Genomic DNA, 24,214 nt, shown 5'->3' with positions numbered 1-24,214 from the left:
GAAGCCTATCCCCGTCGATCCGTCGCCGAGGTGCGCAGCTGCACCCAGAGCGCGAGCGTGCGGTCGGCGTCGTCGAGGTCGAGCCCGTACCGGGCGACGGCCTGCCGCACCCGATAGCGCACGGTCTGCTCGTGCAGGTTCAGTCGCGCGGCGACCCGCGGGGCGCTGCCCTGCTCCTCGAGCCAGGCCAGCAGCGTCGTGCGCGCGTCGGTCGCATCGGGTTCGAACAGCGCGTCGGCGTCCTCCGTCGAGAGCCGGGCACCGCGCAGCGCCGTCCCGCACTCGTGCAGCACCAGCTGCGCCTGAACCTCTCGCGTGGTCGCGATCTCGAGCCCCCGCTCCCGGGCGCACTCCGCCACCAATCGCGCGCGCTCGTGACGCCCGGCGAGCGAGCGACGGAACCGGCGCGGCTCGTCGAGGCCGACCCGGCACTCCGCCCCCGTCAACCGCCGCAGCTCGGGCAGCAACCGCGCGAACGAACGCCCCACCTCCTCGGGCGATCCGCTCGGTACGAGCGCCATCACGGCGCCGTCGAGCGCGACGCACACGCTGCCGGGGAAGTACACCGAGAGGTGCCGCGCGGCCCCGGCCCGGATCTCGCCGAGTTCGGCATCGCTGGAGCGCGCACCGCTGGGCAGCAGCGCCGCGAGGACCACCTGCTGGGTCGGCCGGAAGCCGAGCACCGTCGGATCGTTCTCCTGCGGCGCACCGTGCAGCGCTCGCCGCAGCGCGGCCTCGCGCGAGCGGGTGTCGCCGTGGTCGAAGCGCCAGGCGTCGACGAGGTAGTCGGCCGCGAGCAGGGCGCCCTGCTCGAGCACCTCCTGCTTCGCCGGCGAAAGCGGAATGGAGAGATCCTCGCCGTCGGGGTCGATCGCCCAGATGGATCCGAGCGGGATGCTGCCCGCTCGGATCGCGATCGCCGCTCGCGGGGCCTCGGTGTCGCTGCGGGAGAACCTCGCGACGCCCTGCGCGGCGAACATCTGGCGGTAGCGCACCTCGTTGATCGACTTGTCGGGGACCCGGCGATAGAGGATCCCGTTGGCCCGCAGATCGTCGATGGCCTGATCGGGCATCGCCGAGTAGGCGAGGATGTTGCGCCGGTGATCCTCGATCGCCACCGAGCCGCGGAACACCCCGGCGATCGAGTTGGCGAGCGAGAAGAGCTTGTCGCCCGAGGTCGGGCCGAGCTGCAGGCCCGATCCGTGCTCACCGAGCAGGCGGCTCACGAGTGCATCGAACTGGCGCCAGTCGACCTGCGGGTGGAGCTCGAAGAGGGGGATCCCGTGGCGTGCGCACGAGGTGGCGAGCGGTGCATCGGCCGGGACCGTGCGGGCCACGATCCCGCTCGCGCGCGAAGCGGCGGCGGCGTCGCAGAGCTCCTCGACGCGGTCGTCGGGCAGCATCGCGTGCGAGGTGAGCAGGAGCAGCTGACCGGCGGACTGCTGCGCGACGGCGTCGGCGTCGAGGAACGCGACACCCTGCACGGGCGGGGCCGTTTCGCGTTCGGTGGGCTCCGGCTGGACGACCGGGCGCAGCGTCGCGGGCCCGAGCTGCGCGAGCAGCTCGGCGAGCGGCAGGCCGCTCGAGAACGGCGAGGTCGCGATGATGCTCGAAATCGATGATTCCACGTTCGTACTTTAGCGAATCCGATAACGAACCGACGGGTTCGCGCTCCTACATTCGTACCGTCACCGAAAACGAAGGAGTGTGGGGCGTGAGTGGTTTCTACGACCGGCGGATGGCGAGGATCTTCCCGAAGTTCTCGGAGGTACGCGTCGATGGAACGCTGGAGATCGGCGGTTGCTCCGTTCCCGAGCTGGCCGACGAGTACGGCACCCCGCTCTACGTCATCGACGAGCAGGGGCTGCGCGAGCGCATGCGGGAGTACCGCGACGGCCTCGCCGCGCGCTGGCCGAACAGCCAGGTCACCTTCGCCTCCAAATCGCTGCCGGTGCTCGCCGCCTACGGGATCGCCGAGGCCGAGGGTCTGGGCATCGACGTCGCCGGCGCGGGCGAACTGCTGCTCGCGCTCGAGGCGGGCGTCGATCCGAAGCTCATCCACCTGCACGGCAACGCCAAGAGCGACGAGGAGCTGCGGCTCGCGATCGAAGCCGGCATCGGTCTGATCGTGGTCGACGGCGAGGCCGACATCGAACGCCTCGACGCGCTGCTGGATCGGCCGCAGGACGTGCTCGTGCGCGTGATCCCCGGGGTGGATCCCCGCACCCACCGGTCGGTCTCGACGGGCGGCACGAAGTCCAAGTTCGGCCTGCCGATCCCGCAGGCGCAGGCGCTCATCGAGCGGCTGCGCGATCACCCCACGATCCGCGTCCGGGGCGTGCACATGCACATCGGCTCGCAGATCCTCGACCTCGAACCGTTCGCGCGGGCCGTCGAGGCCATCGCGGGGATCGGGGAGTTCGAGATCTACAACCTCGGCGGCGGGCTCGGCGCGGAGTACCACGACGGGCAGGAAGCCCCCTCGATCGACGCCTACCTCGATACGCTCACCGAGGTCGCGCGCCGCCTGCTGCCGGCGGAGAGCCGGATCCTGATCGAGCCCGGACGCTCGCTCGTCGCCCGCGCCGGCGTCACCGTGTACCGGGTCAACAACGTGAAGCGCACCGCCGCGACCTTCGTCGCGGTCGACGGCGGGCTCGCCGACCAGATGAACGCCGCGCTGACCGCGACGAAGTTCACGCCCGTCATCGCCGAACGCGCGGACCGGGAGCCCGACACGACCGCGCAGCTCGTCGGCCGGCAGTGCGAATCGGGCGACCTGCTGGTGGACGGTGCCCGCCTCGCCTCGCCCGAGACCGGGGACACCGTCGTACTCGCCGCCACCGGCGCCTACGGCTACACCCTCTCGAACAACTACAACGGCGCTCTCAAGCCCGCGGTCGTGCTCTGCCGGGACGGCGACGCACGCGTGGCCGTCCGCCGTCAGAGCTACGCCGAGTTCCTGGCCCCGCACCTCTCGGGCGGGCCCGGAGCCTGGGCCTGACCCCCTCCGATATTCATCACGCAACGATTCCCCGAGGAAGAGGAACCACCATGAAGAAGACCATGACCATGACCGTGATCGCCGCCGCGGCGGCCGCAGCCGCGATGCTCGGCCTCAGCGCATGCTCGGCGAGCGACGCGCCCGCCGCCTCCGCGAAGGCCGAGAAGCTCACCTCCGGTGTCGACCAGGCCGCCGCGAAGGCGCTGCCCGCATCGATCCGGAAGTCGGGCGTGATCCGCGCGGCCGCCGGGATCCCGTACCCGCCGTTCATCATGATCGAGAACGATCAGCAGGTCGGGCTCGATCCCGACCTCGCGCAGGCCCTCGGCGAGAAGCTCGGCGTGCGGATCCAGATCTCGCACCAGGCGTTCGAGACCGTGATCCCGTCGCTGCAGGCGAAGAAGTTCGACATCATCATGTCCGGCATGAACGACACCGTCGAGCGGGAGAAGACCCTCAACTTCGTCGAGGAGCTGCACGCCGGCTTCACGATCGTCGTGAAGAAGGGCAACCCCGCGAAGATCGGCACGCTGCTCGACCTGTGCGGGCACAAGGTCGCCGTGCAGAAGTCGGCGACGCAGGGACAGATCCTGCGCGACCTCGTCACCGAGTGCACCGCGAAGGGCAAGTCCGGGATCGAGGTGCAGGAGCTTCCGACCGCGCAGGATCCTCAGACCGCGCTCAAGGCCGGGCGCGTCGACGCCTACGTCACCGACGCGCCCGTCGCCGCCTACACGGTCGCGACCGCGGGCGACGGCAAGGACTTCGAGGGCGTCGCCGATCCCGAGAACCCGGCGGGCTTCAGCCCCGTCTACACCGGCATCGGAACGCTCAAGAGCAACACCGAACTGACCGAGGCGCTGCGCCTCGCCATGCAGGCGATCATCGACGAGGGCGTCTACCAGAAGATCCTCGACAAGCAGCACCTCGGCCACCTCGCGGTCGACCAGGCCATCGTCAACGGCGCCGGCGCGGAAGGCTGAACCGAGCCATGAGCACCCCCGCAACGACGGCACCGGAGCGCGACAGGAGCTTCGACATCGAAGCCCTGCCGCTCCGGCGGCCCGGCCGCTGGATCTGGGCGATCGTCCTGGTCCTCTTCGCCGCCTGGTTCACCCAGGCGCTCGCGACCAACAAGAACATCGACTACTCGGTCGTGGGCAAGTATCTCTTCGACCGCGACATCGTGCTGGGCGTCGGCCTCACGCTGGTCATCACCGCCGTCTCGATGCTGATCTCGACCGTGCTCGCCGTCGTGCTCGCCGCGATGCGTCTCTCGGGCAACCCGGTCATGGTCGTGTTCTCCTCGTTCTACGTCTGGCTGTTCCGCGGCACGCCGCTGCTCGTGCAGATCGTGATCTGGGGCTACTTCGGCCTCATCTTCGAGAAGATCTCGATCGGGATCCCGTTCACCGACGTGGTCTTCTGGCAGCAGGACACCAACACGCTGCTCACCCCGCTCGTCGCCGGCATCATCGCGCTGACGCTGAACGAGGCGGCCTACTCGGCCGAGATCGTGCGCTCCGGCATGCTGTCCGTCGACTCCGGGCAGAGCGAAGCGGCCGCATCGCTCGGCATGAGTCCGCTCGCCACGTTCGTGCGGATCCTGCTCCCGCAGGCGATGCGCGTGATCATCCCGCCGCTCGGCAACGAGCTCATCTCGATGGTCAAGAACACCTCGCTGCTGTCGCTCATCGCGGTCATGGAGGTCTACACGCGGGCCACCCAGATCTCCGCGCAGAACCTCAAGCAGGTCGAGCTGCTCATCGTGGTGAGCCTCTGGTACCTGCTCATCGTCTCGCTGCTGTCGATCCCGCAGTACTACTTGGAGCGTCATTTCGGCAGGGGAGTCGAGCGCAATGCACCCGCCACCCCGCTGCAGAAGGCGAAGGAGTTCACCGGTGCGATCGCCGTGCAGCTCCAGGGCAGGAAGAAGGGAGCGCGGAGCAATGGCTGAGCTCAACGATCAGGCGCTGGTGCAGCTGCGCGGAGTGCGCAAGCACTTCGGCCAGCTCGAGGTGCTGAAGGGCATCTCCATGGACGTCCACGCCGGACAGGTGACGGTGCTGCTCGGCCCGTCGGGATCGGGCAAATCGACGCTGCTGCGGTGCATCAACCACCTCGAATCGATCGACGGCGGCCGGATCACGGTCGACGGCGAGATCGTCGGCTACCGCGAGGCGGGGGACCACCTGCGCGAGATGCACCCCCGCGAAGTCGCGCGCCAGCGCCGATCCATCGGCATGGTGTTCCAACGCTTCAACCTGTTCCCGCACAAGACCGCGCTCGAGAACATCATCGAGGCCCCGCTGGTCGTCTCGCGGCGCGGTAAGGCGGAGGCGATCGCGAACGCGCGGGAGCTGCTGCGCCGCGTCGGTCTCGACGCCTGGGCCGACCACTATCCGTCGCAGCTCTCGGGCGGGCAGCAGCAGCGCGTCGCCATCGCCCGCGCGCTCGCCATGAAGCCGAAGCTCATGCTGTTCGACGAGCCGACCTCGGCGCTCGACCCCGAGCTCGTCGGCGACGTGCTCGACGTGATGAAGGAGCTCGCGGCCGAGGGCATGACCATGGTGGTCGTGACCCACGAGATCGGCTTCGCCCGCGAGGTCGCCGACGAGGTCGTGTTCATGGACGGCGGCGTGGTGGTCGAGAGCGGACCTCCCGCCCAGGTGATCGAGCAGCCCGAGCACGAGCGCACCCGCGGCTTCATCCGCAGCGTGCTGTAGTCGCGGGCGAGATCACGCCGCGAGAGGGGATCCCGCTCCGCACCGGAGCGGGATCCCCTTTGTCGGGAGTGCGACGAGGAATCGGGCGCGGAAGCACGTTCGGCAGTGCCGGACCTCCATCCCGCTTGCCCGGGCTCCTCGGGATTCGAGAGGCTGATCCCGTATCCGCGCCGCCGCGGGCGGCGCAGAAGGGAACACCGATGTCCGATCCGCGCCCCAACGCCCGCCCCGAACGCGTCTCCCTCGGCACCGCCGAGCCCGAGTACGACCTCTGGCAGCCGCTCGACCCCGACCAGGCCGGCGTCTTCACCGGGCTCTCCGCCGACGAGCAGTCCTACCGCGACCGCGCCCGCGCGTTCGTGCAGGACGAAGTGCGGCCCATCATCGACGACTACTGGAACCGCGCCGACTACCCGGTGCACCTGATTCCCCGACTCGGCGAACTCGACCTGCTGCGCGACGGCATCGACGTCCCCGGCTTCCCCGAGCAGAGCCTGCTCGCCGCCTGCCTGGTCACCATGGAGCTGAGTCGCGGCGACGGATCCATCGGCACCGTCGGCGGCGTGCAGGGCGGGCTCGCGCTGCGCTCCATCGCGATGCACGGCTCCGAGGAGCAGCGCGCGAAGTACCTCGAACCGATGGCCCGCGGCACCCTGCCCGGTTCGTTCGCCCTCACCGAGCCCACCCACGGCTCCGACTCCGTCAGCCTCGAGACCCGCGCGGTCTCCGACGGCGACGACTACGTGATCAGCGGCCACAAGAAGTGGATCGGCAACGGCAGCATCGGCGGCGTCACCATCACGTGGGCGCGCGGCGACGACGGCCAGGTGCAGGGCTTCATCGTGCCGCAGGACACCCCCGGCTACCGAGCCAGCACCATCGAGGGCAAGCTGTCACTGCGCGCCATCTGGCAGGCGCTCATCGAGTACGACGGCGTGCGCGTCGGCCCCGAGCTCAAGCTGCCCGGCGCCCGCTCGTTCCGCGACACCTCGAGCGTGCTGCAGGCCACGCGGCTCGGCGTCGCCTGGGCCGGGCTCGGCCACGCCACGGCCGTCTACGAGACCGCCGTCGCGTACGCCAAGCAGCGCGTGCAGTTCGGGCGCCCGCTCGCCGCGTCGTCCATCGTGCAGAACCGGCTCGCCGAGATGCTCAGCCAGCTCACCTCGCTGCAGACGCTGCTCGTGCAGCTCACCCGTGTCGAGGCCGCCGGCGAACTCACCGGGCCCAGCGCCTCGCTCGGCAAGTACACCTCGACCCGCACCGCGCGCTCCATGGCGGCGAACGCACGCGACCTGCTCGGCGGCAACGGGATCCTGCTGCAGAACCGCGTCGCCCGGCACTTCGCCGACATCGAGGCGCTGCACACCTACGAGGGCACGGAGACAGTGCAGGCGCTGATCCTCGGCCGCGAGATCACGGGGCTGTCCGCGTTCGCCTAGCCTCCGGGGCGCGATCGGAGTCCGCGGCAGAGCGGACTGCGTTCGCGCGCCGATCCATCCGCGTTCGAGCCCGGGCCCTGATGCTGGCGCATCGGGGCCCGGGCTCGAACGCTCCCGCCAGGCCCGGCCGGGCGCGCGACCCGCAGTCCGCTCCGCCGCGGACTCCGACCGCTTCAGCCTGCCCGTGTTACGCGTCCTCGCCCGTACCCGGGATCTCGACGGCTGCCGTCAGCGGGCGACCCTCGCGGGTGAGACGGCGCTTGGTGAGCTGCCACATCCCGGCGAGCACCACGAACCAGATCGGGGTGTACATCAGCGGCAGGCGTGTGTCGTCGGCGAGCGCGAGCGTCACGAGGATGAACGCGAAGAACGTGAGCACGACCCACGGCACCACGCGGGGGAGCGGCGTCTTGAACTTCGACGAGGCGTGCCGGTCGGGGTGCTTGCGCAGGTACTGGATGAAGCTGATCGCGATCATGCTCCAGATGAAGAGGATGAACGTCGACGCGACCGAGGTGACGAACGTGAACGCCTCGATGACGCTGTCGCCGAGGAGCAGGATCGGCACGGATGAGAAGACGAAGACGGCCGAGAAGAACACGGCGCGGCGGGGGACGCCGCGGTTGTCGGTGAGCGCGAAGGCGCCGGGCGCGTGGCCGTCGTGGGCGAGCGCGTGCATCATGCGCGTGCCCGAGTAGAAGCCGGAGTTCGCGCTGGATGCCGCCGAGGTGAGCACGACGAGGTTGATCGCGAAGGCCGCGGCGCCGAAGCCCGCGTACGCAAAGGTCGTGACGAACGGGCTCTTCTCGGGGTCGAGCTTGTCCCACGGGGTGATCGCCATGATCACGGTGAGCGCACCGATGTAGAAGATGAGCACGCGGACGACGATCGAGTTGATGGCGCGCGGCAGGTTGCGGTGCGGATCCTTCGTCTCGGCGGCCGCAGTACCGACGAGCTCGACGCCGATGAACGAGAAGATGCCGAGCTGGAAGCCGAGCAGGAAGCCGCTCGCGCCGAACGGGAACATGCCGCCGTGGTCCCAGAGGTGGGCGAGGGAGGAGCTGGTGCCGGTGTCGGGGTTCTGGAAGCCGGTGACGAGCAGGATGACGCCGGTGACGATGAGCGCGAGGATCGCGACGATCTTGATGATCGAGAACCAGAACTCGAACTCGCCGAAGAAGCGGACGGGCTGCAGGTTGAGGATCGTGAGCACGATCGCGGTGACGAGCGCGGGCACCCAGTTGGGGATGTCGGCGTTGATGTACGCGACGTAGCTCGTGATCGCGATGATGTCGGCGACGCAGATGACGACCCACGTGATCCAGTAGGTCCAGGAGACGAAGTAGCCGGCCCACGGACCGATGAGGTCCTTCGCGATGTCGCCGAAGGTCTTGTAGTTGAGGTTCGAGAGCAGCAGTTCGCCGAGGGCGCGCATGAGGAAGAACATCATGCAGCCGATCACGGCGTAGATGAACAGCACCGAGGGGCCGGTGAGGCTGATGACCTTGCCCGAGCCCAGGAACAGGCCCGTGCCGATGGCGCCGCCGATGGCGATGAGCTGCAGGTGGCGGTTCGTGAGCCCGCGTTGCAGGTTCTCGTGCCCGGCGCTCGTGGTGGTCTCCGACATTCGGTCGCTCCTCCGTGATCGGGTGGGACTCGGCCGTGCCCGGGGTCGGGGCCGGCGCCGGATCTGTTGGTACACGGATACCGGAAGTGGGCACGAGTGTACTCGGGGCCGGGGACATCGCCGACGCGACGGGCGAGGCGAGTCGAAATCGTTGCGGATCCCGACTCGCTCCGCCCGTCGCGTCGCGGGCCTGCGGCCTAGTGCTCTTCGTCGAGCGGGTGCGTCACCGTCGGAACCGACGCGGTGAGCGGGCGGCCTTCGCGCAGCAGCTTCCGCTTGCGCAGCTGCCACAGCACGGTGAGGAGCGCGAACCAGAACGGCATCGCGAGGAACGGCAGGCGGGTGTCCTCGCCGTAGAGCAGGGTGCCGGCGATGAACACGAAGAACGCGAGCACCATCCACGGGGCGACGCGCGACAGCGGCATCTTGAACTTCGAGGCCTCGTGGCGCTCGGGGAACCGGCGCCGGTAGACGATGTAGCTGACCACGATGGATCCCCAGGTGAAGAGGATCAGCGTCGCGCACATCGACGAGACGTAGGTGAACGCCGCCACCACGCCGTCGCCGGCGAACAGGAGGGGGATCGCGGCGAACAGGAATACGGCGGTGAAGAACACCGAGCGGCGGGGGACGCCGCGCGCGTCGGTGAGCGAGAAGCTCTTCGGCGCGTGCCCGTCCTTCGAGAGCCCGAACAGCATGCGCGTTCCGGAATACAGTCCGGAGTTGGCGCTCGATGCCGCCGAGGTGAGCACGACGAGCTGGATCGCGGCGGCGGCGATGCCGAAGCCGGCGAGCGCGAAGGTCGAGACGAACGGGCTCTTCGACGGGTCGATCTCGTCCCAGGGGGTGACGCTCATGATCACGGCGAGGGCGCCCACGTAGAAGATGAGGATGCGCACGACGATCGAGTTGATCGCCTTCGGCAGGGTCTTGCGCGGGTTCTGCGTCTCGGCGGCCGCGGTGCCGACCAGCTCGACGCCGATGAACGAGAAGATGCCCATCTGGAAGCCGAGCACGAAACCGCTCGCGCCCATGGGGAACATGCCGCCCCGATCCCAGAGGTGGGTGAACGACGCCTGGGTGCCCTCGGGCGAGGTGAAGTTCGTGAGCACGAGCACCACTCCGACGGCGATGAGGGCGAGGATCGCGACGATCTTGATGATGGCGAACCAGAACTCGGTCTCGCCGAAGTACTTGACCGGCTGCAGGTTGAGCACCAGGAGCGCCGCGGCCGCGATGAGCGCGGGGAGCCAGTTGGGGATCTCGGGGTTGAACCACTGCACGTACGCCGTGATCGCGATGATGTCGGCGACGCAGGCGATGACCCACGAGAACCAGTAGTTCCACGAGACGAAGAATCCGGCCCAGGGGCCGAGCATGTCCTTCGCGATGTCGCCGAAGGTCTGGTAGTGCAGGTTCGACAGCAGCAGCTCGCCGAGGGCGCGCATGATGAAGAAGACGAAGAAGCCGATCACCATGTAGACGAAGATGATCGACGGGCCGGAGACGCTGATCAGCTTGCCCGAGCCGAGGAAGAGTCCGGTGCCGATCGCACCCCCGATCGCCATGAGCTGCAGGTGGCGGTTCTTGAGACCGCGCTGCATCTCCTGCGGAGGCGGGTTCGAGGTGGTGGCGGACATGGCGGACACTCCTTTGTGATGGGGTGGGGAAGAGCGGTCGAGGGGTGGACCGTCCTTCCGGAGGTCCACCGGAGGGGTCAGCGGGCCACGACGCGGAAGGTGTCGAGCGCGGGGTCGTTCGCGCCGCGCACGTAGCCGGTCGGCGTGGCAGCGGTGCCGCGCAGGAACGCTACCGCATCCGCGCTCAGCACCTCGCCGGGGAGCACGTTCGGCACGCCGGGCGGGTAGGCCGCGAGCGAGTCGGCCGAGACGCGGCCGACGGCTCCGGCGGCGTCGACGACCTCGACGTCGGCGAAGAACGCCTCGTCGAGGCCCATGGCGCGCTCGCAGCTCGGCGGCAGCGAGATGGGGCGCTCCGGTTCGATCTCGGCCTCGGGCAGTGCCTGCAGCGCGGTCCAGAAGCGGTCCACGTCGAGGGGCGAGGTGGCGCCGACGAGCAGCAGCAGCGCCGACGGGGTCGAGAGCTCGCAGTAGATGCGGTGGTCGCGGAGCAGCTGGAAGTGGGCGTCGCCGCCCGTGATCCCGGCGCCGCGCGTGTCGATGGCGACCTTGAACGGATCGTTCGCGATCGCGTCGGGGCTCGCGAGGATGTCGGGCGTCGCGTCGCGGAAGCGGCGATCCGCCTTCACCAGGGCGCGCACGGCCTCGGCCGAGGCGATGGCCTCGGCGACCCGCTCGGGGTGGGTGACGATGTGGCGGCGCGCTTCGTCGAGCGAGGCGAGCAGCAGCGCGCTCGTGCTGGTCGACTGGTAGGAGCGCACGACGCGGTCGACGAGCGATTCGAGGGCCTCGGCGTAGGGGCCGTGGCCGAGCTGGATCATCGCCGACTGCGTGAGCGATCCCACGGCCTTGTGCGTGCTCGAGACGACGAGGTCGGCGCCGAGACGCGCGGCGTTCGTCGGCAGGCCCGGGTGCAGTCCGAAGTGCGAGCCCCAGGCCTCGTCGACGACGAGCGGGACGCCGTGGCGGTGGGCGACGTCGGCGATCGCAGCGATGTCGGCGACGGCGCCGAAGTAGCTGGGGGAGACGATGTAGACGGCGGCGCTCGCGGGGTTGGCGGCCAGCGCCTCCTCGACCTGCTGCGCGGTGACGCCGTGGTTGCAACCGAGGCCGGCGTCGACGGCTCCGTGCACGAAGTGCGGGGTGAGGCCGACGTGGGTGATCCCGTCGATCACGCTGGAGTGGACGCTGCGCTGCACGACGAGCTCGGTGCCGAGGCCGCGCACGACGGTCGTTGCGACGTGGTTGCCGCCGGAGGCGCCGGTCGTGATGAACCAGGTGCGCGAGGCGCCCCAGGCTTCGGCGGCCAGTTCCTGCGCCTCCATGATGGGTGTGCGGCGGCCGGGGGTGACGAGCTGCCAGGTCTGCTGGTCGACGCCGCTGAACAGCATCGGGAAGTCCATGCGGAGGGCCTGCTCTCCGACGATCGAGGCGACGCCGGGAGCGTTCTCGGCCCGCGCCTGGTGGCCGGGCACGTGGATCCGCTGCCAGTCGATCTCGGAGAGGCTGCGGAGCGCGTCGACGTAGGGGGCTCGCGACTGCCGTTCGGCGAACGACGGATCGACCGGCGCCTCTGCGGGGGCGGGGACGGTCGTGTCTGCGCCGGAATCGGCGGCGGGGGAGGTCGTGAGCATGATCTCGACCGTAGCCCCGCCGATGTCTCCGATGGAATATCAAGTATTCGCCCGCTGTGTCATAGTCTGTATGACATGCTGAGCCTCCAACAGATCCGGGTGCTGCTCGCGATCCGCGAGCACGGGAGCCTGACCCGTGCCGCCGAGGCGCTGCACTACGGCGTGCCGACCGTAGCGCATCACCTCGACGCGCTCGAAGCGCACCTCGGGCTCCGCGTGGTCGAGCGCCGGCGGGCCGGCACGGTGCTCACTCCGCTGGGCGTCGAGTACGCCGAGGAGGTCGAGCGCGCGGTCGTCCACCTCGATCGCGCCGAACGGATGGTCGCCGACCGGCGGGAGTCGGGCGTCTCGATCCTGCGGGTGGGCACGTTCGCCTCGGTCGGATCCCGACTGCTGCCGGCCGCGATCGCGCGCATGCAGCAGCGGCACTCCGTGCGGGTGGAGGCGGTCGAAGCCGAGCCGACCGAGGTCGTGCGCATGCTGCGCAGCGGCGAGGTGCACGCGGGGCTCATCTACGACTTCTCGGACGAGCCGGCGTTCATCTCGCCCGATCTGCGGCTCGAGCCGCTGCTGAGCGAGCCCTATCGCGTGATGGTCGGCCGGTCGAGCCCGTGGGCGGAGCACGCGGTGCTCGACTTCGCTGAGCTCGCCCAGGTGCCGTGGGTGTGCAGCCGCAGCAACGACGAGGCCCCCGACCGGGTGCTGCGCCGCACCTGCCGTGCGGTGGGGCACGAGGTGCGGGAGCTCATGCGCACGGACGACCTGTACATGATCCACGGGCTCGTGGCCGAGGGATTGGGGCTGGCACTCGCCACCGCGGCCGCGGTCGATGCGGACTTCGACGTCGCGCTGCGGCCCGCGGTGCAGGATCTCGGCGAGCGCCGCGTCTCCTTCGTGACCCGCAGCGAGCATCCGCCGGCGGCGACCGCGTGGCTCGGTGCCGAGCTCAAGCGCGTCGCGGCGCGGCGCGAGCACCCGGCCGGTCGGATCGCGTAGCGTCCCTCCGGCGGCCGCCGGCTCAGTCCGCGCGGATCCCGACCCGGGCGGCCGCGTCGCGCATGGCGTCCTGCGCCTGCGCGGCGGTGATCTGGCCGGTGAGCCAGCGCCCCGAGAGTCCCTCGACGAGCGCGGTGAGCAGCAGCGCGACGGGTTCCGGGTCGGCGCTCTCGGGTCCGAGCGATTCGCGCACCAGCTCGACGACGTGCTGCTGCCAGTCGGCGGTGGATCGCGCGACGGCGCGGGCCTGCCCGGCGTCGAAGACGGCGCTCGCGCGCAGTTCGTTCCAGGCCACGGAACCGTCGCGGATCCCCGCGTCGTCGCCGAACTCGGAGGTGAGCAGCGCGATCAGCCGCGCGGGGGCGGGCTGTTCACCCGGGGTCTCGGCGCGGATCGCGGCGCTCTCGTTGACGTGATCCAGCGCGGCCTCGAGCAGCCCGTCGCGGTCGCCGAAGTGGTAGGCGAGCAGGCCGATCGAGACACCGGCCTCGCGGGCGACCTCCTGCATGCGGAAACCGCGGAGCCCCGAGCGCGCGATGACCCGCTCGCAGGCGGAGAGGATCCGTTCGCGGGTGTCCTCGGCCATGATGCGCTCCTTCCGGTGCCCGGGACTTGACACGTTAGCAGCAGGAACTGAAAATGAATTCAGGACGCCCGGTGCGAAGCGCGGTGCGATCCGTCCGCACGTTCCTCCGCGGTGCCACCGCGGGAACCGACCGCAGAAACGAGGAAGTCATGCCGGCACCGTCGGACACGTTCGCCCTGCTCGAGGCCAGCATCGAGCAGGTGCTCGAAGCGCTCGCATCCGGGCGGATCACGAGCGTCGAGCTCACCGCCCGCTACCTGAGCCGCATCGGCGCCTTCGACCGCGACGGCGCGCGGCTGAACGCCGTCCCCCTGCTGAACCCCGAGGTGTTCGCGCAGGCGGCCGAGTCCGACCGCCGCCGCCGCGACGGCGAGGCGCGCCCGCTCGAGGGCGTCCCGTTCACCGTCAAGGACTCCTACATGGTCAAGGGACTCACCGTCGCATCGGGATCCCCGGCGTTCAAGGACCTCGTCGCCCAGTGGGACGCGTTCTCGGTCGCGAAGCTGCGCGAGGCCGGCGCCGTGCTCATCGGCAAGACCAACATGCCTCCCATGGCCGACGGCGGCATGCAGCGCGGCGTCTACGGCCGCGCCGAGAGCCCGTACAACCCCGACTTCCTCGCCGCGGCCTACGCGTCCGGCTCGTCCAACGGATCCGGGGTCTCGACCGCCGCCAATATGGCCGTGTTCGGCATGGGCGAGGAGACCGTCTCGTCGGGTCGCAGCCCCGCCTCCAACAACGGCCTCTGCGCCTACACCCCGTCCTGGGGCGTGCTGTCGATCCGCGGCAACTGGCCGCTGTTCCCGGCGCGCGACGTCGTCGTGCCGCACACCCGATCCATGCCCGACATGCTGCGCCTGCTCGACGTGCTCGTGCAGGACGACGACGTGACCCGCGGCGACTTCTGGCGCAACCAGCAGGTCGTCGAGCTGCCGAAGCCCAGCGCGCACCGACCGGCGTCCTACCTCGATGTGCGGGATCCCGACGCGCTGCGCGGCAAGCGCTTCGCGGTGCCCCGCATGTATCTGGGGGAGGACCCGAACTTCCCGATCGAGGTCCGCGCATCGGTGCTCGAGCGCTTCACGGCGGCCCGCGAGCGGCTCGAGTCGCTCGGCGCGATCGTCGAAACCACCGATTTCCCGCTCATCGAGCGCTACGAGGGCGACCGCCCCGGGCAGGAGAACGTCGGCGAACTCGGCGTGCTGCCCGAGGGCTGGATGGACACCGAGTTCAACCACTTCCTCGCCTTCGGCTGGGACGACTTCCTGCGCGCCAACGGGGATCCCGCGATCCCGTCGCTCGCGACGGTCGATCCCGACCGGATCTTCCCGCAGCCGGCCGGATCGATGCCCGACCGCTACGAGGAGGTCGAGGACTACGAGAACCGCTACCGCGTGACCGTCGGGCTCGCGAAGGAGGGCATCTCGGATCCGCGCGAGCGGAGCGACTTCGCCGACGGCCTGCGCGCCCTGGTGCGGCTGCGCGAGGACCTGTTCGAGAACTGGCTGACCGAACGCGGTTTCGACGCCGTGATCTTCCCGGCGAACGCCGACGTCGCCGCCTGGAACGCCGACATCGACCAGGAGGCAGCGGACCGCGCCTGGGCGAACGGCGTGTTCTTCTCGAACGGCAACTACGCGCTGCGCCACCTCGGCATCCCCTCGATCACGGTTCCGATGGGGCAGATGAGCGACATCGGCATGCCCATCGGCCTGACCTTCGCGGGGCGCGCGTACAGCGATCCCGTGCTGCTCGGCTACGCCGCCGCGTTCGAGGCGGCCGGGTCGATGCGGCCGGTTCCCGCGTTCGCGCCGGAGTTGCCCGCGGATCGGATCCCGGCGCGCGACGGCATCGACGCCGGCGCCTCGGCGCCCGAGTTGACGGTCGAGCTCGCGCTGGATCCCGAGCTCTACCACGAGGGCGCGCAGCTGCTGCTCGTCTCGGGCGAGGTCCGCGGTGCGCGCTCGATCGAGGCGACCGTCAACGGCCAGCCGGTGACCGTCGAGGTCTCGGGGGAGCGCTGGGCCGCCACCGCAGTGCTTCCCGCCGTCGTGCCAGTTCCCGAGATCGGCGGCAACCCGCGGGCCTCGCGCGCGCTCGTCGTCGCCGTCGCGCACGGTTCCGCGGGCGACGCCGCGGCCTACTCGGAGGTGTAGACCTCTCGGCGCGGAGCGCACAAGAACGGCATCGCCTTCGGGCGGTGCCGTTTTTTGCTGCGCCCGAATGCGGTGGGAGGTGTCGAGCGCGAGAATTCGCCAACATCGGATGTTTATTAGGTGAGCCTTATCTAGATATGATGAATCGCTCGCCACCGTCGGCCGAGCGAATCTGATCTCGAAGGAACCGGAAATGGTGAAGCTCCCAGGTGGTCGAGCGCGGCTGGAACGCCGCGAAGAACGGCGCGATCGGCGCAGAGCGATGCGGATCGCTCAGGGCCTCGTCTGCGCGTTGATCGCGTCGCTGATCGTGACGGTCGCGGTCCCTGTCGCGGCGAACGCCGCAGCTCGGCAGAGCATCGCCTCGATCAGCCCGACGGTGGGCTCGGATCGCGTCGTCGCGTTCACGATCACCTGCGGCGCCTCATCGACCTGCTCGGGCACCGCGACGGCGAAGCTCAGCACCGGAGGGTCGAAGCAGCTCTCGTACCGCATCGCGAAGAAGTCGTCGAAGACGCTCACGTGGACCCTCGGAACCGCGGACCATCGGAAGTTCGCGGCCAAGGGGCGGGCGACGCTCACCGTTACCGGACGCGCGGCGAAACCGGCGAAGGAGACCTTCTCGAAGAGCTCGACAGTGACGCCGGCGACCGCGCAGCTGACGCTGCTCAAGGCCTCTTACGACATCGCCGGCGATCGCGAGGTGCCCCTCGTGCTGAACTGCGCAGCGGCGACCGGCTGCACTGCCTCGGCCCGGCTCCTCCTCGGGAGCACGGAGGTCGCGCAGCAGACGATCCGGGCCAAGCGCGGTGCGGTCACGGCGAAGCTGCGCCTCCCCGCGACGAACTACGAGCAGCTCGCCGCCGACGGCGGACGGTACTCGATCCGAATCCTCGAGTCGGCGCCGAAACGGGTCGAGACGACTCGCGCGCTGTCGCTCCGCGTCGCTGAGAAGCCCGCACCCGAGCGCGGACTCTCCAAGGCCTACGTCGAGCGGAACTGGACCCCGACCGCCTACGACACCTGCCCGGCGAAGCTCCACGCCTCCTACCGGGTGGTCGGGCCCGACGGGAAGTACTACCCGACCTGGCACCCTGCTCAGGTGATCGACCCGGCCACGGGGCGGACCTGCACGTTCGGGCACGAGCACGGCGCCGACCCGGAATCGTCGGAGATCTTCGACTGGGTCTCGTCCTTCACCGCGCCGAAGGACGTCGTCCCGACCGAGCCGACCGGCCTGCCGTTCGGCTACACGAGCGAGGAGCTCGACAACTACGTGCAGCACGACCACGGCGACATGTCGATGCGCCACGAGGACAACGGCGGGCACAAGGTGTTCGTCGCGAACAACGTGAAGATGCTCGACGCGGATCGCAACTGGCTCCGTCTGGGTGACGGCACGCAGCTCACCTGCGATTTCCTCATCAAGCAGCACCAGGGGAGCTGGTCGCCCGACGCCATCTCGAACAACGCGCACGAGATCCTCTTCGCCGCGCGCTGCGACGACGGAACCGAGCTCATCACCTCGATGCTGTCGCGCTTCGGGAACGCGAACGAGATGTTCTCGACCTGCGCCCCCGACTCGCCGGTCCCGACCGTCGGCAGCACCCTTCCCGCCGGAGACGGCGGCAAGCGGATCATCCCGACGACCGAGTGCGTGAAGCGCAATCCCACGGACTGGTCGCTGTACGAACTCTGGGAGGGCGAGAACTCGCTCGTGACCGCTGACGGAGCGGTCCTCGCACGATTCGATCCCTGGTTCGGAGTGCGGAACCCGAGCCGCCTCTCCGATTCCCGGGTGAGCACGGCGACCTCCAACGGGATCAGCAGGCCGGTCGACCTCGCGTGGCTCACCGAGGGGGCGGTGACGGACTACCTCTGGGCCGGTCTCGCCGAGCAGGAGCGCTTCGATTACAGCGACCCGCGGTCGCCGTTCAACGGTGCGCGCCGAGATTTCTATCTCGGCGACCTGCAGGTCTCGGACCCCGGTACGAAGAACGGGATCGTGTTCACCGACCCCTACGGCGGATCGGCCGGTCCGGAGCGGCGGGTCGGGTCGATCGCTCAGCTGATCAAGCCGGGATCCGTGCTCGGAACCGTGAAGCTGTCCCGGCAGAAGTTCGACGTGAAGGCCGATTTCGGCAAGGACAACGGCGTTCACGCCCCCAACTGAACCGCGCAGCGCGCGGCCGGAGGGCCGCGGCGCGCCATACCCCCAGTACTACGAGAGGACCACTGTGGAAAGAACACTGACGAAGGCGGGAGCGTGTTTCAGCGCCGCCGCGCTGATCATCGGATCGGCGCTCGTCGCGACCCCCGCTTCGGCAACGGAACCCGCGTCGAAGGCGCCGGCCGTATCCGAACTGCGCTGGACCGGAGAGGCCGGCGGCGACTTCGGCGCGGCCGTCGGCCGGACGTCGTGCGACGTCAACGGGGACGGCATCGCCGATGCCCTGGTCGGCGACTGGTGGTGGAAGCGGGGGACGACCGCGAACGCCGGCGCCGCATACGTGCTGCTCGGCGGAGCCGCCCCCGTCGCCGGTCCTGTCGGCACCGGCGAGGCCGTCGGCGCGATCCGGATCGACGGCCCGAACACCGGCAACGCCTTCGCAGGAATGAGCGTCTCCTGCGCGAACGATGTGAACGGGGACGGGATCGACGACGTGCTGGTCGGATCCAACCGCACCCAACGTGTCTGGGTCGTGCTCGGCGCCCGCGACTTCGAGCCCGTCGACGTCGACGCCCTCGGAACACGAGGCTTCGAGGTCACCAATTCGGACGCCGTCGCCGAGAACCGCGCACCGGGAGGGAGCGCCAACTTCGGCTACGCCGTCACCGGCCTCGGCGACGTGAACGGCGACGGCCTCGCCGACTTCGCGATCGTCGACAACCTCTACGACCGCCCCGCGAACCCGGCGACCGGTGCGCCGGCGCTCAGCAACATCGGACGGGTCTGGGTGATCGCCGGCTCGCGGAACGTGAACACGATCGACGTCGCCGGTGAAGCGGCGGCCGGACGGGTTCTGCAGACGATCGACGGCAGCGGGGGACAGCTCATCTCGGCCGACGACGTCGGCGACGTGAACGGCGACGGCCTCGCCGATCTCGTGATCGGCAGCTATGGCGCGACCCCGTGGGGAGCTGCCGCGCCCGTGGCCGGTGCTGCGTACGCGATCTTCGGCTCCAAGGAACGGCAGCACATCGACGTCGGGGCTCTCGGCGGACACGGATTCGCGGTCTTCGGCGGGCAGCGGGGCCGCGACCGGCTCGGCACGTCCGTCTCGAAGCTCGGCGACCTGAACGGCGACGGCCTCGCCGACTTCATCGTCGGCGGCGACGGCGTTCCCAACGCCTCCACCGGGCCGCGCGCAGGCGGTGCCGCAGTCGTCTACGGCTCCGCGTCCACCCAGACGGTGTTCACGGCGCCGGGCGCTGCCGAGGGGGCCGTGTACAGCTGCTCCGACAGCGCCCCGAACACCACGGGGACCTGCGCTGCCGACCGGGTCGCGCGCGGGTACTGGATCGACGGCGCGGCCGACGGAGACAAGTTCGGCTGGTCGGTCGCCGGTATCGGGGATATCTCGGGCGACGGCGTCCCCGAGGTGATCATCGGCGCCTGGGGGCATGACTCGGGCGGATCCAACGCCGGGGCGATCTACGCCGTGTACGGCGCCCCCGGTTTCAACGGCACCCTGCGAGCGGGCTCGCTCGCATCGGCCGAGGGATTCCGCATCGACGGCGCGGTCGCCGGCGCCCAGCTCGGCCGGGCGGTCGGCAGCACGGCGGACTTCGACGGGAACGGCGTCCCCGACATCGTCGGCGGAGCCAACGGAACCGACTACGCCTCGGTGTTCCTGATCGGCGAGGCCGTCACCAAGCTCTCGCTCGAGGCCGGAGAGGCATCGGTCGCGTCCGGAGGGACGTTGACCGCGCGAGTCACCGCCCGGGCCGGCGCGGGCACGGTCGCCGGAAACGTGGCATTCACGCTCGACGGGACGGCGATCCCCGGGTGCGGTGCCGTTCCGGTGTCGGGCGGAACCGCGATCTGCGCGGCCGAGTCCTTCGCCGTGGGCGGATCCCGTACGTTCGGCGCGAAGTTCGCGGATCCGGACGGCGCGTTCCATTCCTCGTCCGCGGAACGCGCCGTCGACATCGCGAAGCTCGCGGCGAAGACGACGCTCGGCGGAGATAGGACGGGCGCGGTGCGCGACGAACTCGAGTTCACCGCGTCGGTGACTTCGGGAGCGACCGGCGAGGTGGCGTTCTTCGCCGGGAGCACCCGGATCGGCACCGCCGCCATCGAGGACGGCACGGCCACGCTCGATTACGTGCCGGAACAGACGGCGAGTTTCCTGCTGACCGCGAAGTACCTGGGCGACGATCGCTTCGCGCCGGCGGCCTCGAAGGCCAAGCGCGTCACAGTCTCGCCGGTTCCCGTGTACCTCGGTGCGGTGCGGCCGAGCCATTCCCGAGTCGTGTACGGGGTGCGATCCACGGTGACGGTGCAGGTCTCCGGCGCGACCGAGGGAACCGTGCTGTTCTCGGCCGGGAGCCGTGAGCTCGGCACGGCCAAGGTGCAGCGGAACGGCGCGGCAACGCTCGTGCTGCCTCGACTGAACGTCGGCGGCTATCGCGTCTCGGCGCAGTTCCTCGGGGACGACGTCTTCGCGGATTCCGCCAAGCGGACCGCAAGCCAGTCGATCGCCGTCGTGAAGGCATCGGTCTCGAAGATGACGGTCGTGACCAAGGCCGCGAAGAAGAAGTCGCGGCCCTCCGCCGTGATCACGATCGGCAAGCTGGACAACGGAACCTTCCCCTCGGGCAAGGTCGTCGTCGCGTTCGGCGCATCGAAGCGGACCGTCTCCATCGCCGCCGCTAACCGGGGCGTCGTCTCGGTGCAGGCTCCGAAAGCGCTGACGGCGAACACGAAGGTGACCGCGACGTTCCTCGGGAATGCGAATGTGAGCGCGAAGTCGGCGTCGACCACTCAGCGGGTCAAGTAGGCCGAAGGACGCGGGGCCGGTGCTCGGGAGTTCCCGGCACCGGCCCCGTCGTCATCTGCCGGCGGAACCGGCTGTCGCCGGCGGGACCGCGGTTCGTGGCTCCGTCAGACCGCGTCGCGCGCCGGATCCGCCTCGCCGCCCGCCGCGATCGGCCCGAAGCGGTCGACGCTGAGCGCGAGCCGGCGCAGCAGCGTCGCGAGCCGATCCCGCTCCGCGCGCGGCACGCCCCCGAGCAGCTGTTCCTCGGCGTCGCTCAGCCGGGTCATCGCCGCGTCGACCAGGGTCTGCCCCTGCGCGGTCATCTCGACGAGCACGCCGCGACCGTCGTTCGGGTCGGTGAGCCGGCGCACCAGGCCGCGCTCCTCGAGCCGGTCGATGCGGTTCGTCATGGTGCCGCTCGACACCATCGTGTGCTGCACGAGCAGCTTCGGGCTCTGCCGGTACGGGGCGCCGCTGCGCCGCAGCACGGCGAGCACGTCGAACTCCCAGGAGGCGAGCCCGGACCGCTCGAAAGCGTGCGCGCGGGCGCGATCCAAGTGCTTGGTGATGCGCGTCATCCGCGAGAAGACGGCCAGCGGGGCGAGATCCAGATCGGGGCGCGCCGACTGCCACTCGCCGAGGATGCGGTCGACCTCGTCCTGTTGCTTCATGGATCCATTATCGCGGTGCGGAGCCCGTGCGCCCGGCCGTCCGCGGGGCGTCGCCGCATCTGACAGAATCGAGGGGTGCCGCACGGCACGTTCCGCCTTGGTGTAATGGCAGCACGACAGCCTTTGGAGCTGTGAGGTCAAGGTTCGAATCCTTGGGGCGGAGCGGTGATTCGATCAGGAGGCCACCCATCTCATGACTAACCAACTCGCAGTCGTCATCCTCGCGGCGGGGCAGGGCACTCGCATGAAGTCCGCGACCCCGAAGGTGCTGCACCCGATCGGCGGCCGCTCGCTCATCGCCCACGTGCTCGACACCGCGGCGGGGCTCGATCCGCAGACGGTGGTCGCGGTGGTGCGGCACGAGCGCGAGCGCGTCGCCGCGGCGATCCTGGATCACGCGCCGCACACCCGCATCGTCGACCAGGACGCGATCCCCGGCACGGGCCGCGCGGTCGAGCAGGCGGTCGAGGCGCTGCCCGCCGACTTCGACGGCTCGATCGTGGTGCTCTCGGGCGACGTCCCGCTGATCGACGTGCCCACCCTGCAGCGCCTGGTCGACGGCCACGTCGGCGACGGCCGCTCGATGACCCTGCTCTCGGCCATCTACGAGAACCCGACGGGGCTCGGCCGGATCCTGCGCGGCGCCGACGGGCTCGTCACGGGCATCGTCGAGGAGAAGGACGCCGACGAGGCGCAGCGGCGCATCACCGAGATCAACGGCGGCATCTACGTCTTCGCGCGCCGCGCGCTCGAGCGGGCGCTCGCCGGCATCGACACGAACAACGCGCAGGGCGAGAAGTACCTGACCGACGCAGCAGCGGCGATCCTCTCCGAGGGCGGCGCGGTCGAGGCGGTCGCGACCGACGACCCCTGGCTCATCGCCGGGGTCAACGACCGGGCGCAGCTGTCCGACGCCGGCGTCGAGATGAACCGCCGCATCGTGCGCGCGCACCAGCGCGCCGGCGTCACGATCCAGGACCCGGCGACCACCTGGATCGATGCGAACGTCTCGATCGAGCCCGACGTCGAGATCCTGCCGGGCACCTTCCTGCGCGGAGCAACCTCGATCGCGACGGGCGCGATCGTCGGCCCCGACACGACCCTGGTCGACTGCGAGGTGGGCGAAGGCGCCCGGATCCGCCGCAGCGAGGCCACGCTCGCCGTCTTCGGCGCGGGCGTCGAGGTCGGGCCCTACTCCTTCGTCCGCCCCGGCACCGAGCTCGGTGCGAAGGGCAAGATCGGAGCGTTCGTCGAGACGAAGAACGCGAAGATCGGCGAGGCGAGCAAGGTGCCGCACCTGAGCTACGTGGGCGACGCGACCATCGGTCGCGAGACCAACGTGGGGGCGGGAACCATCGTGGCGAACTACGACGGTGTGAACAAGCACCAGACCGTCGTGGGCGACGCGGTGCGCATCGGATCGAAGAACGTGCTCATCGCTCCGGTTACGATTGAGGACGGCGTCTACACGGCGGCCGGCGCTCTGATCCGCAAGAACGTGCCCTCGGGCTCGCTTGCCATGACCGTGGCGCCGCAACGCAACATCGAAGGCTGGGTGGCGGAGCATCGCCCAGGCACGAACACCGCAGCAGCGGCTGAAAAGAACGGGGAACAGCAGGCATGAGCGCGATCGAGATGGCGGGGCAGAAGAAGCTCGTCCTCGTCTCCGGGCGGGCGCACCCGGAACTCGCCGAAGCGGTCGCCGCGGAGCTCGGGGCGAGTCTCGTCCCGACCGACGCGCGCACCTTCGCCAACGGCGAGCTCTACGCGCGATTCGATGAGAGCGTTCGCGGTTGCGACGCCTTCGTCATCCAGTCGCACACCAACCCCATCAACGAGTGGCTCATGGAGCAGCTCATCATGGTCGACGCGCTCAAGCGCGCCTCGGCGAAGCGGATCACCGTCGTCGCCCCCTTCTATCCGTACTCGCGCCAGGACAAGAAGGGCCGCGGCCGCGAGCCGATCTCGGCCCGCCTCGTCGCCGACCTGTTCAAGGCCGCCGGCGCGAACCGCATCATGACCATCGACCTGCACGCCCCGCAGATCCAGGGCTTCTTCGACGGCCCCGTCGATCACCTGTTCGCGATGCCGGTGCTGCTCGATCACTTCCGCAAGACCATCAACCGCGACGACCTCACCGTCGTCTCGCCCGACATGGGCCGCGTGCGCGTCGCCGACGTGTGGAGCGACAAGCTCGACGCGCCGCTCGCGATCATCCACAAGCGCCGCGACCCGCTGGTGCCGAACCAGGTGTCGGTGCACGAGATCGTCGGCGACGTGAAGGATCGCTGGTGCGTCGTGGTCGACGACATGATCGACACGGGCGGGACCATCGCCAAGGCCGCCGAGGCGCTCAAGAAGAACGGCGCGCGCGGCGTGACCATCGCCTGCACGCACCCGATCTTCTCGGGCAAGGCCGCCGAATACCTGTCGCAGGACTTCATCGATCAGGTCGTCGTGACCGACACGCTCCCCATCCCCGAGGAGAAGCGCTTCGAGAAGCTCACCGTCGTGTCGATCGCCCCGCTGCTCGCGCAGGCGATCCACGAGGTGTTCGAGGACGGCTCGGTGACGAGCATGTTCGAGGGCGCCGCCTAAGCGCCCCGAACGCAGAACGGGCCGGAACCCGCGAGGGTTCCGGCCCGTTCTGCGTTTTCGGGACGGTATTGCGCGCATTCAAGCCCGATCGCTTGACAGCTCAGAGCACACACCTGACATGCTGGCTGCGTACCCATCGAACCGAGGAGGAACGC

Annotated in this window: 16 protein-coding genes, 1 tRNA gene and 1 pseudogene; 12 read left to right on the top strand and 6 right to left on the bottom strand. The window is 69.9% G+C overall.

Annotated features, from left to right (window positions below):
* Positions 1 to 5: 5 nt before the first annotated feature.
* A complete protein-coding gene (locus tag XM48_RS06720; protein ID WP_046455034.1) occupies positions 6 to 1,628 on the bottom strand; it encodes a PucR family transcriptional regulator in 1,623 nt (540 codons plus the stop codon).
* 86 nt (positions 1,629 to 1,714) lie between these two features.
* Between XM48_RS06720 and lysA the strand changes: the two genes are divergently transcribed.
* The 5 genes from lysA to XM48_RS06695 all read left to right on the top strand — a co-directional run bounded on the left by lysA (position 1,715) and on the right by XM48_RS06695 (position 7,169).
* Positions 1,715 to 3,004 carry a diaminopimelate decarboxylase gene (lysA, locus tag XM48_RS06715; RefSeq protein ID WP_231580825.1) on the top strand — a complete coding sequence of 430 codons (1,290 nt, stop codon included), beginning with the start codon at positions 1,715 to 1,717 and terminating at the stop codon, positions 3,002 to 3,004.
* Positions 3,005 to 3,054: 50 nt separating this feature from the next.
* Positions 3,055 to 3,987: an ABC transporter substrate-binding protein gene (locus tag XM48_RS06710; protein ID WP_046455032.1), complete on the top strand. Its 933-nt coding sequence runs from the start codon at positions 3,055 to 3,057 to the stop codon at positions 3,985 to 3,987.
* An 8-nt stretch (positions 3,988 to 3,995) separates the two neighbouring features.
* Complete coding sequence (locus XM48_RS06705; RefSeq protein ID WP_046455031.1) at positions 3,996 to 4,961, top strand: amino acid ABC transporter permease; 966 nt, start codon at positions 3,996 to 3,998, stop codon at positions 4,959 to 4,961.
* Positions 4,954 to 5,730, top strand: a complete 777-nt coding sequence (locus XM48_RS06700; RefSeq protein ID WP_084821038.1) for an amino acid ABC transporter ATP-binding protein — start codon at positions 4,954 to 4,956, stop codon at positions 5,728 to 5,730. The genes XM48_RS06705 and XM48_RS06700 overlap by 8 nt, the downstream gene beginning before the upstream one ends.
* 200 nt (positions 5,731 to 5,930) lie before the next feature.
* Entirely contained in the window at positions 5,931 to 7,169 is a 1,239-nt protein-coding gene (locus XM48_RS06695; RefSeq protein ID WP_046455030.1) for an acyl-CoA dehydrogenase family protein, read from the top strand.
* A 187-nt stretch (positions 7,170 to 7,356) separates the two neighbouring features.
* On the opposite strand, the gene XM48_RS06690 is transcribed toward XM48_RS06695, so the two are convergent.
* The 3 genes from XM48_RS06690 to XM48_RS06680 form a co-directional block, all read right to left on the bottom strand.
* A complete protein-coding gene (locus tag XM48_RS06690) occupies positions 7,357 to 8,796 on the bottom strand; it encodes an amino acid permease (protein ID WP_046455029.1) in 1,440 nt (479 codons plus the stop codon).
* Between the two features lie 197 nt (positions 8,797 to 8,993).
* Complete coding sequence (locus tag XM48_RS06685; RefSeq protein ID WP_046455028.1) at positions 8,994 to 10,436, bottom strand: amino acid permease; 1,443 nt, start codon at positions 10,434 to 10,436, stop codon at positions 8,994 to 8,996.
* A gap of 77 nt (positions 10,437 to 10,513) precedes the next feature.
* Positions 10,514 to 12,070: an aminotransferase class I/II-fold pyridoxal phosphate-dependent enzyme gene (locus XM48_RS06680; RefSeq protein WP_046455027.1), complete on the bottom strand. Its 1,557-nt coding sequence runs from the start codon at positions 12,068 to 12,070 to the stop codon at positions 10,514 to 10,516.
* A 75-nt stretch (positions 12,071 to 12,145) separates the two neighbouring features.
* Between XM48_RS06680 and XM48_RS06675 the strand changes: the two genes are divergently transcribed.
* Positions 12,146 to 13,066: a LysR family transcriptional regulator gene (locus XM48_RS06675; protein ID WP_046455026.1), complete on the top strand. Its 921-nt coding sequence runs from the start codon at positions 12,146 to 12,148 to the stop codon at positions 13,064 to 13,066.
* A gap of 22 nt (positions 13,067 to 13,088) precedes the next feature.
* Here XM48_RS06675 and XM48_RS06670 read toward each other — a convergent pair whose 3' ends face one another.
* The gene (locus XM48_RS06670; RefSeq protein WP_046455025.1) at positions 13,089 to 13,652 is read right to left on the bottom strand and encodes a TetR/AcrR family transcriptional regulator; all 564 of its coding nucleotides are present in this window, start codon (positions 13,650 to 13,652) and stop codon (positions 13,089 to 13,091) included.
* A 149-nt stretch (positions 13,653 to 13,801) separates the two neighbouring features.
* Here XM48_RS06670 and XM48_RS06665 point away from each other — a divergent pair.
* From XM48_RS06665 to XM48_RS06655, 3 genes and pseudogenes are all read left to right on the top strand, one after another.
* A pseudogene (locus tag XM48_RS06665) lies at positions 13,802 to 15,484 on the top strand (amidase); the annotation flags it as partial.
* Positions 15,485 to 16,001: 517 nt separating this feature from the next.
* Positions 16,002 to 17,981 carry a hypothetical protein gene (locus XM48_RS06660; protein ID WP_156174952.1) on the top strand — a complete coding sequence of 660 codons (1,980 nt, stop codon included), beginning with the start codon at positions 16,002 to 16,004 and terminating at the stop codon, positions 17,979 to 17,981.
* Between the two features lie 64 nt (positions 17,982 to 18,045).
* Positions 18,046 to 20,811, top strand: coding sequence for an Ig-like domain repeat protein (locus XM48_RS06655; protein ID WP_046455023.1), 2,766 nt, complete (start codon positions 18,046 to 18,048; stop codon positions 20,809 to 20,811).
* A 104-nt stretch (positions 20,812 to 20,915) separates the two neighbouring features.
* Here the strand turns inward: XM48_RS06655 and XM48_RS06650 are convergent, their stop codons facing one another.
* Positions 20,916 to 21,461, bottom strand: a complete 546-nt coding sequence (locus tag XM48_RS06650) for a MarR family winged helix-turn-helix transcriptional regulator (protein ID WP_046455022.1) — start codon at positions 21,459 to 21,461, stop codon at positions 20,916 to 20,918.
* 91 nt (positions 21,462 to 21,552) lie between these two features.
* Between XM48_RS06650 and XM48_RS06645 the strand changes: the two genes are divergently transcribed.
* The 3 genes from XM48_RS06645 to XM48_RS06635 all read left to right on the top strand — a co-directional run bounded on the left by XM48_RS06645 (position 21,553) and on the right by XM48_RS06635 (position 24,059).
* A tRNA-Gln gene (locus XM48_RS06645) sits at positions 21,553 to 21,624 on the top strand.
* Positions 21,625 to 21,654: 30 nt separating this feature from the next.
* A complete protein-coding gene (gene glmU / locus XM48_RS06640; protein ID WP_046455021.1) occupies positions 21,655 to 23,085 on the top strand; it encodes a bifunctional UDP-N-acetylglucosamine diphosphorylase/glucosamine-1-phosphate N-acetyltransferase GlmU in 1,431 nt (476 codons plus the stop codon).
* Positions 23,082 to 24,059, top strand: coding sequence for a ribose-phosphate diphosphokinase (locus tag XM48_RS06635; protein ID WP_046455020.1), 978 nt, complete (start codon positions 23,082 to 23,084; stop codon positions 24,057 to 24,059). Before glmU ends, XM48_RS06635 begins: the two co-directional genes overlap by 4 nt.
* Positions 24,060 to 24,214 lie beyond the last annotated feature (155 nt).

Source organism: Leucobacter sp. Ag1, assembly GCF_000980875.1.
Classification (GTDB): domain Bacteria; phylum Actinomycetota; class Actinomycetes; order Actinomycetales; family Microbacteriaceae; genus Leucobacter; species Leucobacter iarius.
Note: the sequence above shows the minus strand (reverse complement) of the source record. Positions and strands in the feature narration are given on the sequence as shown.

Excerpts from the sequence above, each read along its gene's own strand:
- XM48_RS06635 (WP_046455020.1), top strand. The coding sequence starts at position 23,082 with ATGAGCGCGATCGAGATGGCGGGGCAGAAGAAGCTCGTCCTCGTCTCC.
- XM48_RS06680 (WP_046455027.1), bottom strand. The coding sequence starts at position 12,070 with ATGCTCACGACCTCCCCCGCCGCCGATTCCGGCGCAGACACGACCGTC.
- XM48_RS06710 (WP_046455032.1), top strand. The coding sequence starts at position 3,055 with ATGAAGAAGACCATGACCATGACCGTGATCGCCGCCGCGGCGGCCGCA.
- XM48_RS06705 (WP_046455031.1), top strand. The coding sequence starts at position 3,996 with ATGAGCACCCCCGCAACGACGGCACCGGAGCGCGACAGGAGCTTCGAC.
- XM48_RS06695 (WP_046455030.1), top strand. The coding sequence starts at position 5,931 with ATGTCCGATCCGCGCCCCAACGCCCGCCCCGAACGCGTCTCCCTCGGC.
- XM48_RS06650 (WP_046455022.1), bottom strand. The coding sequence starts at position 21,461 with ATGAAGCAACAGGACGAGGTCGACCGCATCCTCGGCGAGTGGCAGTCG.
- XM48_RS06685 (WP_046455028.1), bottom strand. The coding sequence starts at position 10,436 with ATGTCCGCCACCACCTCGAACCCGCCTCCGCAGGAGATGCAGCGCGGT.
- XM48_RS06670 (WP_046455025.1), bottom strand. The coding sequence starts at position 13,652 with ATGGCCGAGGACACCCGCGAACGGATCCTCTCCGCCTGCGAGCGGGTC.
- XM48_RS06675 (WP_046455026.1), top strand. The coding sequence starts at position 12,146 with ATGCTGAGCCTCCAACAGATCCGGGTGCTGCTCGCGATCCGCGAGCAC.
- XM48_RS06660 (WP_156174952.1), top strand. The coding sequence starts at position 16,002 with ATGGTGAAGCTCCCAGGTGGTCGAGCGCGGCTGGAACGCCGCGAAGAA.
- XM48_RS06700 (WP_084821038.1), top strand. The coding sequence starts at position 4,954 with ATGGCTGAGCTCAACGATCAGGCGCTGGTGCAGCTGCGCGGAGTGCGC.
- glmU (WP_046455021.1), top strand. The coding sequence starts at position 21,655 with ATGACTAACCAACTCGCAGTCGTCATCCTCGCGGCGGGGCAGGGCACT.
- XM48_RS06690 (WP_046455029.1), bottom strand. The coding sequence starts at position 8,796 with ATGTCGGAGACCACCACGAGCGCCGGGCACGAGAACCTGCAACGCGGG.